The organism is Rhodococcus sp. W8901, from assembly GCF_013348805.1.
In the GTDB taxonomy this organism is placed as follows: domain Bacteria; phylum Actinomycetota; class Actinomycetes; order Mycobacteriales; family Mycobacteriaceae; genus Prescottella.
The window spans coordinates 340,213-353,483 of record NZ_CP054690.1; the positions used below are offsets into that span (position 1 = coordinate 340,213).

The 13,271-nt window shown below is 68.0% G+C and carries 15 protein-coding genes; 7 read left to right on the forward strand and 8 right to left on the reverse strand.

What is annotated here, in order from left to right:
- Positions 1-71: 71 nt before the first annotated feature.
- On the forward strand, positions 72-356 hold the full coding sequence (locus HUN07_RS01475) for a hypothetical protein (RefSeq protein WP_174907513.1): 285 nt from the start codon (positions 72-74) through the stop codon (positions 354-356).
- Between the two features lie 74 nt (positions 357-430).
- Here the strand turns inward: HUN07_RS01475 and HUN07_RS01480 are convergent, their stop codons facing one another.
- From HUN07_RS01480 to HUN07_RS01490, 3 genes are all read right to left on the reverse strand, one after another.
- Entirely contained in the window at positions 431-1,192 is a 762-nt protein-coding gene (locus tag HUN07_RS01480; RefSeq protein ID WP_174907514.1) for a decaprenylphospho-beta-D-erythro-pentofuranosid-2-ulose 2-reductase, read from the reverse strand.
- Complete coding sequence (locus HUN07_RS01485) at positions 1,189-2,613, reverse strand: FAD-binding oxidoreductase (protein WP_174907516.1); 1,425 nt, start codon at positions 2,611-2,613, stop codon at positions 1,189-1,191. Before HUN07_RS01485 ends, HUN07_RS01480 begins: the two co-directional genes overlap by 4 nt.
- Positions 2,614-2,763: 150 nt before the next feature.
- A complete protein-coding gene (locus tag HUN07_RS01490; RefSeq protein WP_174907518.1) occupies positions 2,764-3,393 on the reverse strand; it encodes a superoxide dismutase in 630 nt (209 codons plus the stop codon).
- A gap of 51 nt (positions 3,394-3,444) precedes the next feature.
- On the opposite strand from HUN07_RS01490, the gene HUN07_RS01495 reads away from it, so the two are divergent.
- A complete protein-coding gene (locus tag HUN07_RS01495) occupies positions 3,445-3,957 on the forward strand; it encodes a GtrA family protein (RefSeq protein WP_429519023.1) in 513 nt (170 codons plus the stop codon).
- An 88-nt stretch (positions 3,958-4,045) separates the two neighbouring features.
- A complete protein-coding gene (locus HUN07_RS01500; protein WP_174907520.1) occupies positions 4,046-4,894 on the forward strand; it encodes an LLM class F420-dependent oxidoreductase in 849 nt (282 codons plus the stop codon).
- 6 nt (positions 4,895-4,900) lie between these two features.
- Here HUN07_RS01500 and HUN07_RS01505 read toward each other — a convergent pair whose 3' ends face one another.
- The 3 genes from HUN07_RS01505 to rfbA are packed head-to-tail and all read right to left on the reverse strand — an operon-like array spanning position 4,901 to position 7,500.
- Positions 4,901-6,013 carry a S1C family serine protease gene (locus HUN07_RS01505; protein ID WP_174907522.1) on the reverse strand — a complete coding sequence of 371 codons (1,113 nt, stop codon included), beginning with the start codon at positions 6,011-6,013 and terminating at the stop codon, positions 4,901-4,903.
- A gap of 4 nt (positions 6,014-6,017) precedes the next feature.
- Positions 6,018-6,623 (reverse strand): dTDP-4-dehydrorhamnose 3,5-epimerase family protein, encoded by a 606-nt coding sequence (locus tag HUN07_RS01510; RefSeq protein ID WP_174907524.1) that lies wholly within the window; start codon positions 6,621-6,623, stop codon positions 6,018-6,020.
- 1 nt (position 6,624) lies between these two features.
- The gene (gene rfbA, locus HUN07_RS01515; protein ID WP_174907526.1) at positions 6,625-7,500 is read right to left on the reverse strand and encodes a glucose-1-phosphate thymidylyltransferase RfbA; all 876 of its coding nucleotides are present in this window, start codon (positions 7,498-7,500) and stop codon (positions 6,625-6,627) included.
- Positions 7,501-7,726: 226 nt separating this feature from the next.
- Between rfbA and HUN07_RS01520 the strand changes: the two genes are divergently transcribed.
- From HUN07_RS01520 to HUN07_RS01535, 4 genes are all read left to right on the forward strand, one after another.
- Positions 7,727-8,206: a hypothetical protein gene (locus HUN07_RS01520; protein ID WP_174907528.1), complete on the forward strand. Its 480-nt coding sequence runs from the start codon at positions 7,727-7,729 to the stop codon at positions 8,204-8,206.
- 117 nt (positions 8,207-8,323) lie between these two features.
- The gene (locus tag HUN07_RS01525; RefSeq protein ID WP_254622730.1) at positions 8,324-9,715 is read left to right on the forward strand and encodes an MFS transporter; all 1,392 of its coding nucleotides are present in this window, start codon (positions 8,324-8,326) and stop codon (positions 9,713-9,715) included.
- A gap of 30 nt (positions 9,716-9,745) precedes the next feature.
- Complete coding sequence (rfbB, locus tag HUN07_RS01530) at positions 9,746-10,741, forward strand: dTDP-glucose 4,6-dehydratase (protein ID WP_114723732.1); 996 nt, start codon at positions 9,746-9,748, stop codon at positions 10,739-10,741.
- A gap of 175 nt (positions 10,742-10,916) precedes the next feature.
- A complete protein-coding gene (locus tag HUN07_RS01535) occupies positions 10,917-11,456 on the forward strand; it encodes a pentapeptide repeat-containing protein (RefSeq protein WP_114723783.1) in 540 nt (179 codons plus the stop codon).
- A 15-nt stretch (positions 11,457-11,471) separates the two neighbouring features.
- Here the strand turns inward: HUN07_RS01535 and HUN07_RS01540 are convergent, their stop codons facing one another.
- Together HUN07_RS01540 and HUN07_RS01545 are read right to left on the reverse strand one after the other, a co-directional pair.
- Positions 11,472-12,479, reverse strand: a complete 1,008-nt coding sequence (locus HUN07_RS01540) for a lysylphosphatidylglycerol synthase transmembrane domain-containing protein (RefSeq protein WP_114723733.1) — start codon at positions 12,477-12,479, stop codon at positions 11,472-11,474.
- Between the two features lie 52 nt (positions 12,480-12,531).
- Positions 12,532-13,257 carry a DapH/DapD/GlmU-related protein gene (locus HUN07_RS01545; protein ID WP_174907530.1) on the reverse strand — a complete coding sequence of 242 codons (726 nt, stop codon included), beginning with the start codon at positions 13,255-13,257 and terminating at the stop codon, positions 12,532-12,534.
- Positions 13,258-13,271 lie beyond the last annotated feature (14 nt).

Below are 13,271 nucleotides of genomic sequence, written 5' to 3' on the forward strand. Positions count from 1 at the left end.
TGGCGGTCACCGCGGGAGGCCATTGTTGTTTGTGTCCAACCGGACCCGACACCGACCAGAAAGACCGCCACATGATCTCTCGAACCGTAAAGACCCTCGCCGCTTCGCTTCTCGTCGCCGGCGGCGTACTCGGCGCCCAGGCCGCAGTAGCCCACGCCGACATCCGCACCGCACCCGACGGGACACAGACGACCGTGTGTGTCTACGACGGCAAGGACTACAGCGTCGGCAGTAAGGTCTACCACCCGGACGGCACGTACCAGACCTGCAAGAGCGACGGCACGTGGCAGCGCGTCAAGCCGAACACCGGCAACGACATGAGGGCCGTCCCCGCTCAGCCCCGTTCGGCGATGTAGGAACAGCGATACCCCGGAACGAGATTCGGCCCACCACAGTGCACTGTGGTGGGCCGAATCGTGAACGGCTGTTCCTAGATGGGCAGCTTGCGGAAGATCGCGCGCGGCACGTGCCGCAGCCCCATCATGACGAAGCGCCAGGGTCCCGGCGTCCAGACGATTTCCTTGCCCTTGTCGGACGCCGCCACCGCGAGCGCGGCGACGTCTTCCTTGTTCACCGTCAGCGGGGCTTCCTTGACGTGCGCGCTGAACTGGGTGCGCACCATGCCCGGGCGGACGACGGTGACCTTGGGGCCGAACGGCGCCAGGGCCTCGCCGAGGCCGAGGTAGAAGCCGTCGAGGCCGGCCTTGGTGGAGCCGTAGACGAAGTTGGCGCGCTTGACGCGCTCACCGGCTACCGACGACATCGCGATGATGCGGCCGAAGCCCTGCGTCTTCATCTTCTCGCCGACCAGCACGCCGACGGAGACCGCGGCGGTGTAGTTGACGTTCGCGATCAGTACGGCCTTGCGCTGGTTCTGCCACAGTTCCTCGGCGTCGCCGTCGAGCGCGAACGCGACGATAGCGACGTCCACGTCGCCACCGGCCCACGCCTGGTCGATGACCTTGGGGTGGCTCTCGGTGTCGAGGGCGTCGAAGTCGATGACGTCGACCTGGGTGGCGCCCGCGGCCTTCATCTGCGCGACGGCGCCGTCGCGGCCCGGATCGTTCGGCAGCGCAGCGAGAATCACGCGCAGCGGCGCCTTCTTCAGGTATTCCTCGCAGATCGCCAGACCGATCTCGGACGTGCCGCCGAGGAGCAGCAGGGTCTGGGGGTTACCGACGGCGTTGATCACTGCAGTTCCAACCTTCTGGACATGTCGGAGGCGAAAACGCCTGTGGGGTCGACGGATCGGCGGACCTTGATCCACTCGTTGATCCGGGGGTACATGGCGTGGAACGTCTCGGCCGTGGTCCGCGAGTCCTTCGCGGTGTACAGCCGCCCGCCGAACTCGAGCACACGCTTGTCGAGTTCGGTCACGAACTCGTTCAGGCCCGGCTTGATCCGGAAGTCCACGCAGATGTTCCACCCGGCCATCGGGAAGCTCAGCGGCGCCTTGTTGCCCTCGCCGAACAGCTTGAACACGTTGAGGAACGAGTGGTGTCCCGACGACTGGATGTCGCGGATGATCTGCTTGAACTCGCCCACGGCCTCCGGCGGCACCACGAACTGGTACTGCAGGAAACCGTTGGAGCCGTAGCCGCGGTTCCACTCACCGAACAGATCCAGCGGGTGGTAGAACTGCGTCAGATTCTGGATCTGGTTGTCCGCGTTCTTCGTCTTCCGGTAGTACAGCTCGCCGATCACCGAGAAGTTGAACTTGTTCGCGAGGCCGTTGGGGAAGACGTCCGGCAGCGTCAGCAGCGTCGGAGCGTCGAACTTGAGCGGATCCTTCTGCAGCTTCGCGGGCAGCTGATCCAGCTTGGCGAGACTGCCCCGAGAGACCGCGGCCCGGCCCAGCTTCGGCTCCGGCGAGATCGCGTCGAACCAGGCGCTCGAGTAGTCGTAGTTCTCCTCGCTGCCGTCGCTGTGCAGGGCGATGGTCTCGTCGAGGTCGGCTGTGCGACGGCTGTCCGCGATGAAGTACGCGGTCTCCGTCGGCGTCATCTCGATGGTCGCCTTGAGGATGATGCCCGTCAGGCCCATGCCGCCGACGGTGGCCCAGAACAGCTTCGCGTTCCGGCCGGCCGGGGTGAGCGTGCGGATCTGGCCGTCGGCGGTCAGTAGATCCATCGAGCGCACGTGATTGCCGAAGCTACCGGCGCTGTGATGGTTCTTGCCGTGGATGTCCGACGCGATTGCGCCGCCGATCGTGACCTGGCGGGTGCCCGGAAGCACCGGAACCCACAGGCCGAACGGCAGTGCGGCGCGCATCAGCTGATCCAGGCTCACACCGGCATCCAGCGTCACCAGGTGGGTGTTGGAGTCGATGTTGTGGATTCGCTTCAGGGCGTTCATGTCGACGACGAGTCCACCGGCGTTCTGCGCCGGGTCGCCGTACGAGCGGCCCAGGCCGCGCGCGATGACGCCTCGCCGCAGGTGTGCGGGCTTGGACTCGTTCTGCTCCGCCACCTGGGCGACCGCCTTGGCGATCACCTCGACGTCGGGCGTGGACAGCACCTGTGCCGTGGTGGGCGCGGTGCGCCCCCAACCGGTGAGGGTGCGGGTCTGCGTGGGGAGGGGCTCGTGAGCCGTCTCTTCTGCTGGCGTGGACATCGCGTACGAGGTTACCTGGCGGTAGTGCGTGGGCCCCTGTGTGAGTGCGCCGATCCACAACTTCTTTACTCGCGTTTTGCGCACTTGTCGGCCTTTTCGGGGCCTCGGGAACAACGACAAGTGCGCAAAACGCGGGAGAGGGAGATCGGATCAGGCGGGGACGATGAGTCCGGCGGTCTGGGTGCGGGCGGCGGCGAAGCGGGTGGCGACGTCGTTCCAGTTGACGATGTTCCAGAAGGCGTTGACGTAGTCGCCCTTGACGTTCTGGTAGTCGAGGTAGAAGGCGTGTTCCCACATGTCGAGCATGAGTAGGGGGGTCAGGCCGATGGAGATGTTGCCCTGCTGGTCGTAGAGCTGGACGATGATCAGGCGCTGGCCGATGGAGTCCCAGGCGAGGATGGACCAGCCGGAGCCCTGGATGGCGTTGGCGTTGGCGGAGAAGTGGCTGCGGAAGGCGTCGAAGCTGCCGAACTGGTCGTCGATGGCTGCGGCGAGTTCGCCTTCGGGCTTGTCGCCGCCGTCCGGGCTCAGGTTGTTCCAGAACACGCTGTGGTTGGTGTGGCCGCCGAGGTGGAAGGCGAGGTTCTTCTCGTGCAGGTTGACCACGGGGGCGAGGGCGTCGGCCTCGCGGAGCTCGGCGAGCTTGTCGAGGGCGGTGTTGGCGCCGGCGACGTAGGCGGCGTGGTGCTTGTCGTGGTGCAGCTCCATGATCTTGCCGGAGATGTGCGGCTCGAGGGCGGCGTAGTCGTAGGGGAGATCGGGCAGCGAGTAAACGGTCATGTAGTTGATCATGCAACCTCGAGTGCGCTCGAGGTCTACCGCTTGTGCCGGATGTCACCACGGATCCGCGCGTACGGTTCGCCTACGCTCGTTCCCGTGTCCGGAACCCCCCACGCCCACGAACCGCACGTCCCGCTGCCGGTCGAGATCCCCGTCACCGAGTCCATCGCCGACGACGCGCCGGACCTGAAGACGCAGATCGTGCGCTTCGTGCTGACCGGTGGCCTGTCCGCCGTCGTCGACTTCGGGCTGTACGTGCTGATGCTCGCACTGGGGCTGCAGCGTGACGTCGCGAAGGCCATCAGCTTCGTCGCCGGCACCACCACCGCGTACCTCATCAATCGTCGTTGGACGTTCAAGGCCGAGCCGAGTCGGGCCCGCTTCGTCGCCGTCGTGGTGCTGTACGGCGTGACTTTCGGTGTGCAGGTGGGCCTCAACGCGGTGATGAACAACGTGTTCCCGGACGAATGGTGGCGCGTGCCGCTGGCATTCGTGATCGCGCAGGGCACCGCGACGGTCATCAACTTCGTGGTCCAGCGCGCGGTGATCTTCAAGATCCGCTGACGCTGCTGGACACCTGTCTGGAGACACTTCCGGTTTCGGTTGGAACAGGTTACATTTCCTGAACCGAACCACGCGGAGGAGTCAGATCGTGCGCTACGGCATCAGCCTGTTCACCAGTGACCGAGGAATCACCCCCGCGGCCGCCGCGCAGGCAGTGGAGGAATGCGGCTTCGACGCGTTCTACGTGCCCGAACACACGCACATTCCGGTGAATCGCGAGTCGAACCACCCCGGTACCGGCACCGAGGCCCTGCCCGACGATCGCTACATGCGCACCCTCGACCCGTGGGTCGCGCTCGGCACCGCCGCATCGGTGACATCGCGGATCCGGCTCGGCACGTCGGTGGCGCTGCCGCTCGAGCACGACCCCATCACGCTCGCCAAGACCATCGCGTCCCTCGATCACCTGTCGGGTGGGCGCGTCACGTTCGGCGTCGGCTACGGCTGGAACGCCGAGGAACTCGCCGACCACGGTGTCGACCCCAAGAAGCGTCGGACCGCGCTGCGCGAATACCTCGAGGCGATGCAGGCGCTGTGGACGCAGGAGGAGGCGTCGTACGACGGGCAGTTCGTGAGCTTCGGGCCGAGCTGGGCGTGGCCCAAGCCGATCCAGCAGCCGCGGCCGCCCGTCCTCGTCGGCGCCGGGGCGTCGGAGAAGACGTTCGCGTGGATCGCCCGCTCCGCCGATGGCTGGATCACCACGCCGATCGAGCAGGACATCGAGGACAACGTCACGCTGCTGCGCAAGATCTGGGCCGACGCCGGCCGTTCCGGGCAGCCCGAGATCATCGTCCTCGCCGGCAAGCCGGATGCCGAGAAGCTGGCCCGCTGGCAGGATCTCGGCGTCAGCGAGGCACTGTTCGGGATGCCCGACAGCTCCGAGGAGGAGGTCCGCGCGTACCTGCAGCGCCTGGCCGGCAAGCTCGCCATCGGCTGACACCGGTCAGCGCGGCGGGCCCTCCTGCAACACCAGCGACCCCGATCGCGGGGCGCCGGTGGCGTCGATCCACTGCAGCTGGACGGGGTCACCCGGGTGGAGGGCGTTCATCCGGATCGTGAGGTCGGCGGCGGCGCGGACGGGTACGCCGTCGAATTCGACGATCACGTCGCCGCGTGCGAGTCCGGCAACCTCGGCCGGGCTGCGAAAGCTGACGAGCGTCACCTCCGCACCCGCCGGCGTGTTCGACATCGCGTCGCGGTGGTCGCGGACACTGACCCCGAGCATCGGGGTGGGGCCGATGTGGACGGTGTCCGACGGCCGGCCGGTCAGCACCTGGTCCACCAGCTCCATCGCCGAGTCGATCGGGATCGCGTACGACTTCGGCGCGGGCGCCTGCGGCACGTCACGTTCGACGGCGTTCCCGGCGCTGCTGACCCCGATCACCTCGCCGAACGCGTTCACCAGCGGGCCGCCCGAGTCGCCGGGCCGGACGTCGGCGTCCACCTCGATCAGCCCCGACAGCTGATTGCGGGAGCCGTCGGTGGAGTTGCGGGTGGTGACCGTGACGCCGAGCCGGGTGACGGCGCCGGGTGCCGGCACCGGCACCCCGCCGCCCTCCGCGTTCCCGATCGCGGTCACCGGATCGCCGACACGCGCCGAGTGCGCCGACCCCAGCGCCGCGGTCGGCAGGGCGTTGCCGCCGGGCAGTCGGAGCACCGCGAGATCGCGGGAGCTGTCGTAGCCGACGACCTCGGCGGGATACCGGCGCATGTCGTGCATGCTGGTCGCGGCGATGTCGGTGCCGCCGTCGATGACGTGATGGTTGGTGAGCACGATCGCCGCGGAATCGGCCGGGTGCAGGACGATTCCGGTCCCCGCCGTCGTACCGAGCGCCGAGTGGGTCGTGACGGTGACGATCGTGGGAACGACGCGGGCCGAGAGTTCCTGTGGGGCAAGCGGAACGGCCGGCGGGGGAGCCGGTGCCACGACCGACGTCGTCGCCGGCGGTGACGCGTCGATTGTGCCGTGTTCGAGAGGTATGGCCAGGAGCGCGAGGCCTGCGGCCACGAGCACTGCAACGGCAGCACTGGCGCGGCGCACCCTCGTCGCTCTCATGGGTTCAGTCGCTTCCCTCCCGGTACACCGGAAGCAGACCGGAATCGCGGGCCTGCAGCAGTGTCGGCGCGGCGAGATCCTTGTCGGACAGCGTCCACTGCAGCGGTGTGCCGTCGCGTCCGACGCCCGGCCACTCGATGCCGATGCCGGGGTCCAGCGGGCTCACCTCGTGCTCGCGCTCGGGGTTGTAGCCGGACGAGCACAGGTAGATCACCGTCGAGTCGTCCTCGAGCGACAGGAACGCGTGCCCGAGGCCCTCGGAGACGAAGAGCGCGCGACGGTCGACGTCGTCGAGCAGCACCGAATCCCACTGCCCGAACGTCGGCGACCCGACCCGCAGATCCACCACGACGTCGAGGACCGCGCCCTTGACACACGTGACGTACTTGGCCTGACCGGGCGGGACGTCGGCGAAGTGGATGCCGCGCAGCACGCCCGCGGCGGACACCGAGCAGTTCGCCTGCTGCAGGTCCAGCGTCCGGCCGATCGCCGCGGAAAAACCGGTGAAGCCCGGCTCCTTGAACCATTCGAGGAACACCCCGCGGTGATCGCCGAACTGTCGGGGCGTGATCTCCCACGCCCCCGGAACCTTCAACTCCCGATAATCCATGTCACCATTCTCTGCCGCGGTCGAGCAGTCCCAGCAGGTACGTGCCGTACCCGGACTTGACCAGCGGCTGCGCGCGCTCGCGCAGTTCGTCGTCCGAGATGAAGCCGCGCCGCCACGCCACCTCCTCCGGAACGCCGATCTTGAGGCCCTGCCGCTGCTCGATGGTGCGCACGTAGTTCGACGCGTCGAGCAGTGAATCGAACGTGCCGGTGTCGAGCCACGCGGTGCCCCGCGGCAGCACCTCCACCTGCAGGCGTCCGGCCTCGAGATAGGTGCGGTTGACGTCGGTGATCTCGTACTCGCCGCGCGCCGACGGCGTCAGGTCCCGCGCGATGGCGACGACGTCGTTGTCGTAGAAGTACAACCCCGGCACCGCGTAGTTGGACCGCGGCGCCGCCGGCTTCTCCTCCAGCGAGATCGCGGTGCCCGAGTCGTCGAACTCGATGACGCCGTACGCGCCGGGATCCGACACCCAGTACCCGAACACCGCGCCGCCCTTGACGTCGTGGAATCGGGTGAGCGTGGTGCCCAGGCCAGGGCCGTAGAAGATGTTGTCGCCGAGGACGAGCGCAACCGAATCCGAACGGATGTGGTCCGCGCCCAGCACGAACGCCTGGGCGAGACCGTTCGGTTCGTGTTGCACCTGGTAGCTCAGCGAGATGCCGAACCGGGAGCCGTCGCCCAGCAGGTTGCGGAACTGGTCGGCATCGCCGGGGGTGGTGATGATCAGGATGTCGCGGATCCCGGCCAGCATCAGCGTCGAGAGCGGGTAGTAGATCATCGGCTTGTCGTAGACGGGCACCAGCTGCTTGCTCACGCCCAGCGTGATCGGGTGCAGCCGGCTGCCCGTGCCACCAGCCAGAATGATTCCGCGCATGTACTGAAGTGTTTCACGGGCGGCGGCGGGATTTCGGGGGAGTGCCGAGGCCGGTCGGCTACGACGCGATTGTGGTGGATTCGCGGTCACGTTCCGGTATTCGGCGGGAGCAGCCGATCGCCGCTGACTACGCTGGGCCGTCACAGCCTGGTCGGGGCGGATCCCACCGTGGAGGCACCCAGTGCGCTGTCCGACGATCCACCGTCTACTCGTCGCGGGAACTGCCGTGTCCGCGACCGTCCTGGCGCCGATTCTCGGTTCGCGCGCCGCGATTGCGGACCCGATACCCGGTCCGGCACCCACGACCACGGTCTTTCAGATTCCGGTCACGTTCCTGTCAGGATGCCGGGTCGGATTCCGATGTTGGATCCCGCCGGTGGTCCCGCTGGCCCCGACCGCCACGACAGCAGCCCCGGGCGAAGTGACGTTCCAGTTGGCGCGTCCGGCGACCTACTCGATCGACCTGTACGACTGCATCGGCGTCAGTGTGAACTGGAAGAACTTGACGACCGGGGCTACCGGCACCGCCGAGGTCCGCCGTGTTCCGATCGACTACAGCCGCCCGATTCCGCAGGAAGACCTCTGCCGGTACGTTCCTGCGACGGTGGTCACCGGTAGCGGCACGGTCGTCGCAACTGCAGCCTCCTATCAGACCGGGGATCACGTCCCCGTGGGGTCGGGAGTTGCACTCTTCGAGGTCCCCTGATCTCCGGTCCCGCCCCGTCCTCGTGCCAAGCAGAGTCGTACATGTCCCGTTAGCGTCGAATCGACCGATGACCAAAGACCTGCCCCCGGCAGTTCCCCGCCTGAAGGGACCAAACGCATGCAGGAATCGACGACGTGCGGTCCCGGAGAACGGTCGGCTACGAGCTCCGCCGCTGCCGGCCAGGACGTGGATCGCCGTACGTTGCGCAAAGCCATCACTGGCTCGGCGATGGGCAACGCGACGGAGTGGTTCGACTACGGCGTGTACGCCACTACCGCCACGTATCTGACCCAGAATTTCTTTCCCGGGCATCTCGGCTCGATCGGGACGATGCTCGGATTCGCGATCTCGTTCGTCCTCCGCCCGCTGGGCGGCATGATCTGGGGCCCGCTCGGCGACCGGTTGGGACGAAAAGCGGTGCTGGCGACCACAATTCTGCTCATGTCGGGTGCAACGGCGCTGATCGCAGCGATCCCGTCGTACGCGTCGATCGGCATCGCTGCTCCGCTTCTGCTGATCCTCCTGCGTGTGGTGCAGGGCTTCTCCACCGGCGGCGAGTACGGCGGCGCCGCCACCTTCATGGCCGAGTGCGCGCCCGACGACAAGCGCGGCCGGTACGGCAGCTTCCTCGAGTTCGGAACCCTCGGTGGATTCGCCGCCGGTACCGCCGTCGTGATGCTGTGCGAGCTGATGATCTCGGACGACGACATGGCGGCGTGGGGCTGGCGGATCCCGTTCCTCATCGCCCTGCCGCTCGGCCTGGTCGGGTGGTATCTGCGCAGCAAACTCGACGAATCGCCCGTGTTCAACGAGGTGGACGCGCAGGGCGACAGCCAGGACTCGATCCTGGGCGGGCTCGCCGACCTGCTGAAGAACTACTGGCGGCCGATCCTGATCCTGACCGGCATGGTCGTCGCGTTGAACGTGGTCAACTACACCCTGCTGACCTACCAGCCGACCTACCTGGAGTCGACGCTGGGTCTGAGCACGCAGTCGACCACGATCATCGTCCTGGTCGGCGAACTGGTCATGATGGCGTGCATTCCGTTCTTCGGCCGCTGGTCGGACACGCTTGGACGCAAGCCGATGTGGTGGGCGTCGCTGATCGGACTGTTCGTGGCCGCCGTGCCGATGTACTGGCTGATGGCGCAGGGATTCGTGTGGGCGCTCATCGCCTTCGCGGTCCTCGGCCTGCTGTACCTGCCGCAGTTGGCGACGATCTCCGCGACGTTCCCGGCGATGTTCCCCACGCAGGTCCGCTACGCCGGATTCGCGATCGGCTACAACGTCTCGACGGCGCTGTTCGGCGGCACGGCCCCGCTCGTCAACGACGCCGTCATCCACGCGACCGGCTGGAACCTCTTCCCAGCGATCTACATGATGGGTGCCTGCGTCATCGGTCTCGTCTCGGTCGCCTTCCTCCGCGAGACGGCCGGCGTCTCTCTCCGCGGCACCTCCATCCCCGGCGAGGCGGAGGAGGAGGCGAAGCCGGAACCGGCGTCGGCGTGAGCGGGCACTGTCCCTCGGTACTCTCCCGGTATGAGGCTGCTCGTCACCGGTGGCGCCGGATTCATCGGCACCAACTTCGTCCACCAGACCGTCGCGGAACGACCCGATGTCCGCGTCACGGTCCTCGACGCGCTGACGTATGCCGGAAACAAGGCCTCGCTGGACGCGGTCGCCGACCGGATCGAGTTCGTGCACGGCGACATCGCCGACGCGGAGGTCGTGAACCGCCTGGTCGCCGACTCCGACGCCGTGGTCCACTTCGCCGCCGAGTCGCACAACGACAACTCGCTCGCCGACCCGTGGCCGTTCGTCCGCACCAACGTCGTCGGCACGTTCACGCTGCTGCAGGCCGTCCGTGACCACGACGTCCGCTACCACCACATCTCCACCGACGAGGTGTACGGCGACCTCGAACTGGGCGATCCGGCCCGGTTCACCGAGTCCACCGCCTACAACCCGTCGAGCCCGTACTCGTCGACCAAGGCGTCGAGCGACATGCTGGTGCGGGCGTGGGCGCGCTCGTTCGGGATCCGGGCGACGCTGTCGAACTGCTCCAACAACTACGGCCCGTTCCAGCACGTGGAGAAGTTCATCCCGCGGCAGATCACCAACCTGCTCGACGGCGTCCGCCCCAAGCTGTACGGGCAGGGTCGCAACGTCCGCGACTGGATCCACGTCGACGATCACAACCGTGCGGTGTGGGACGTCCTCGAGCGCGGCCGACTGGGGGAGACGTACCTGATCGGCGCGGACGGCGAGGTCGACAACCGCACCGTGATCGCGATGCTGCTGGAGCTTTTCGGGCGACCTGCTGACGACTTCGATTTCGTCCCCGACCGGCCCGGTCACGACCTGCGGTACGCGATCGACTCGACACGCCTGCGCACCGAACTCGGCTGGGAGCCGCGCTACCGGGACTTCCGCAGCGGCCTCGAGGCCACCGTGCAGTGGTACCGGGACCATCCCGAGTGGTGGCGTCCGGCCAAGGAAACGACCGAGGCCGGATACGCGCGCACCGGGCAGTAGCCCCAGCCTGCCCGAACGCCCCGATCCGGCCACGTCGGGTGCCAGGTCGCGGTAGCGTGACCAGCATTCGTGTCGGGACAGTTCACTCGGTCGTCGAACCGGAGGGGGCACTCGTATGGGGGCCGGACCGCAGAACAAGTCATGTCGCAGCCGCCGTCTGTCCGTGAGGGCCGGCATGGTTGCAGCCGCCGTCGCGGCGGTGAGTCTGGGCACGGCAACGGGTCAGGCCGCGGCCGACCCCGTCGCCGGTTCCCCACCGTGCTCGCCGGTCCGGGTGGAAGGTCTGCTGGCCAACGTCACCAATGCGGTGGCGCCGGGCCTCGAGCTGCCGCTGCCGTGCCAGGACGCGGTCGGAGTCGGCGTCGTCGGCCCCGCCGAGGTGCAGGCCGGGGTGATCGGTTCGGCCGTCGTCGCCGGACTCGGCAGTCTCGGACTGCTCGGCGCGAGCAGCATCGACTGGAACAACATCGGCCCCGACAACACCGGTTCCTTCAACCTGGGATGGGCCAACACCGGATCGAACAATGTCGGGTCGGCCAACACCGGGTCGGGCAACGTCGGGTCCGCGAACACCGGTTCCGGCAACGTCGGTTCGGCCAACACCGGTTCCGGGAACCTCGGGTCTGCGAACACCGGGTCCTTCACCTACGGCTCGCTCAAGACCGGGATCGGTTCGCTGGCCGCCGGCTCGCTCGGTATCGGCACGCTCAGCTGAGCATGCCGGGCGTGCTCACGCCTTGCTGGGGAGCGGCACCCGTGACTGCTCGTGCACCAGCGCGTTGCGCAGGGCCCGGTTGCCGGCGAGCGCGGCCACCGTTCCCGCGAGCACCTCGCAGAGCGTGAACAGCAGCCGCGACGTCAGCGCCAGCGCGAGTGCGGTGCCGGAGTCGGCCACCGGGGCGAGCGCCGCGACGATCACCGCCTCGCGGACGCCGATCCCGGACGGCACCACGAAGACCAGTACGCCGGCGCACATCGCCAGCGCGATCGCACCGATCGACGCGATCAGCCGGTCGGTGCCGAACCCGCCGAACGTGGACGCCAGGATCCACAGGTGCACGCCGTACGCGACCCAGCTCACCGAGCACCAGATCAGCGCCAGGCCGATCTTGTGCATCGTGAGCGGCCGCTGCAGCGGCGCGCGGCGCAGCACCTTGAGTGCGATGTTCACGAGCCGGGTCAGCACCGGCGGATACGCGCAGATCAGCGCGATGGGCACCAGCGCAATCACCGCGACCGCGGCCGGGGTGCCGATCTGGAACAACGCCGGCAGCCCGAGCAGGCCCACCAGCAGCGCCGACGTGGTGCTCAGCCCCACCGTGACCAGCACGGTGATGAACGCCGCCGCCCCGGAGACGCCGGCCCGGCGCGCCAGTTCGGTCTGCAGCACGAACGCCCACACGCTGCCCGGCAGGTACTTGCCGAGCTGGCCGACGAGGTAGCAGCGGGCCGCGTCGAACGCGGGAATCGGTTGCTCGAGCGCGCCGAGCGTGTGCTGCCACGCACGGACGGCGGCGCCCATGCCGAGGAAGATGAAGACAGTCGACGCGACCAGCGACCACCACGACAGGTCGTGGATCGTCCCGCGGACCTCGGTCCACTGCGACTTCACCGCGAATCCGATCGCCACGACGATCGCGACGGTCACGACGATCCGGAGGGCGTTCACCAGCAGCGTTCGCTTGGTGTTCGGCGGCGACTCCGGCGGTTCGGCGACGGAATCGGTGTCGGATGTCATCCGAGTCCACTCCTCGCGTGGTCCGTCAGGGCTTCTCGACCATAGCAACCGGTCATACGGTGGCCGGGAAAGCGAGCGGCTTCGCTGCACGCTCACGCCACCAGTCGAACGCGGTCGCGAGGGCGTCCGGAACGGTGCCCGCGGACGTTCCGGGCGTATACAGCTGCGCGATCGCGGCGACATCGGATTCCGCGATTCCCGACCGGCTCATGCCGATCGTGTTGGCACCCCGCAGCTCCACCGGATTCCCGAACGCCTTCGCGAACGGGGGCACGTCCTTGACGACGACGGTGCCCAGGCCGGTCACCACGCCGGCGCCGACGACGCGGCGCTGATGCACCACGGTGTGCATGCCGATGTTCGCGCCGTCGCCGACGCTGACGTGCCCGGCGAATGTCGATCCCGCCGAGACGACGCAGCGGTCGCCGACCTGGACGTCGTGCTCGATCGCGACCCGGTTCATGACGAAGCACCCGGCGCCCACGGTCGTCACCCGCTCGCTGCCCTGGTGCACCGTCGACAGTTCGCGGATCGTGGTGTCGGCGCCGATCACGATGCCGCGGTGCGGCGCCGGCTCCGACCACGAGGCGGGGTGCGCGGCACCGAGGATCTCGGGGGGCGCGCCGAGCACCGCGCCCGCGCCGATCCAGCACCGGTCACCGATGGTGAGCGGACCGGTGAGGACCGCGTGCGGTCCGACGGTCACGTCGTCGCCGATGACGACGGCGTCGCCGATCACAGCGGTGGGGTGGATGTGACAGTTCTGTCCGATCGACATGGTCCGGCGGGAAT

What these genes read in the sequence shown, in the direction of transcription:
- HUN07_RS01540 (WP_114723733.1), bottom strand. Translation starts at nt 12,479, where the DNA reads ATGACATCCGACACCGATTCCGTCGCCGAACCGCCGGAGTCGCCGCCG.
- HUN07_RS01485 (WP_174907516.1), bottom strand. Translation starts at nt 2,613, where the DNA reads ATGTCCACGCCAGCAGAAGAGACGGCTCACGAGCCCCTCCCCACGCAG.
- rfbB (WP_114723732.1), top strand. Translation starts at nt 9,746, where the DNA reads ATGAGGCTGCTCGTCACCGGTGGCGCCGGATTCATCGGCACCAACTTC.
- HUN07_RS01535 (WP_114723783.1), top strand. Translation starts at nt 10,917, where the DNA reads ATGGTTGCAGCCGCCGTCGCGGCGGTGAGTCTGGGCACGGCAACGGGT.
- HUN07_RS01505 (WP_174907522.1), bottom strand. Translation starts at nt 6,013, where the DNA reads ATGAGAGCGACGAGGGTGCGCCGCGCCAGTGCTGCCGTTGCAGTGCTC.
- rfbA (WP_174907526.1), bottom strand. Translation starts at nt 7,500, where the DNA reads ATGCGCGGAATCATTCTGGCTGGTGGCACGGGCAGCCGGCTGCACCCG.
- HUN07_RS01545 (WP_174907530.1), bottom strand. Translation starts at nt 13,257, where the DNA reads ATGTCGATCGGACAGAACTGTCACATCCACCCCACCGCTGTGATCGGC.
- HUN07_RS01525 (WP_254622730.1), top strand. Translation starts at nt 8,324, where the DNA reads ATGCAGGAATCGACGACGTGCGGTCCCGGAGAACGGTCGGCTACGAGC.
- HUN07_RS01495 (WP_429519023.1), top strand. Translation starts at nt 3,445, where the DNA reads ATGTCACCACGGATCCGCGCGTACGGTTCGCCTACGCTCGTTCCCGTG.
- HUN07_RS01490 (WP_174907518.1), bottom strand. Translation starts at nt 3,393, where the DNA reads ATGACCGTTTACTCGCTGCCCGATCTCCCCTACGACTACGCCGCCCTC.
- HUN07_RS01510 (WP_174907524.1), bottom strand. Translation starts at nt 6,623, where the DNA reads ATGGATTATCGGGAGTTGAAGGTTCCGGGGGCGTGGGAGATCACGCCC.
- HUN07_RS01475 (WP_174907513.1), top strand. Translation starts at nt 72, where the DNA reads ATGATCTCTCGAACCGTAAAGACCCTCGCCGCTTCGCTTCTCGTCGCC.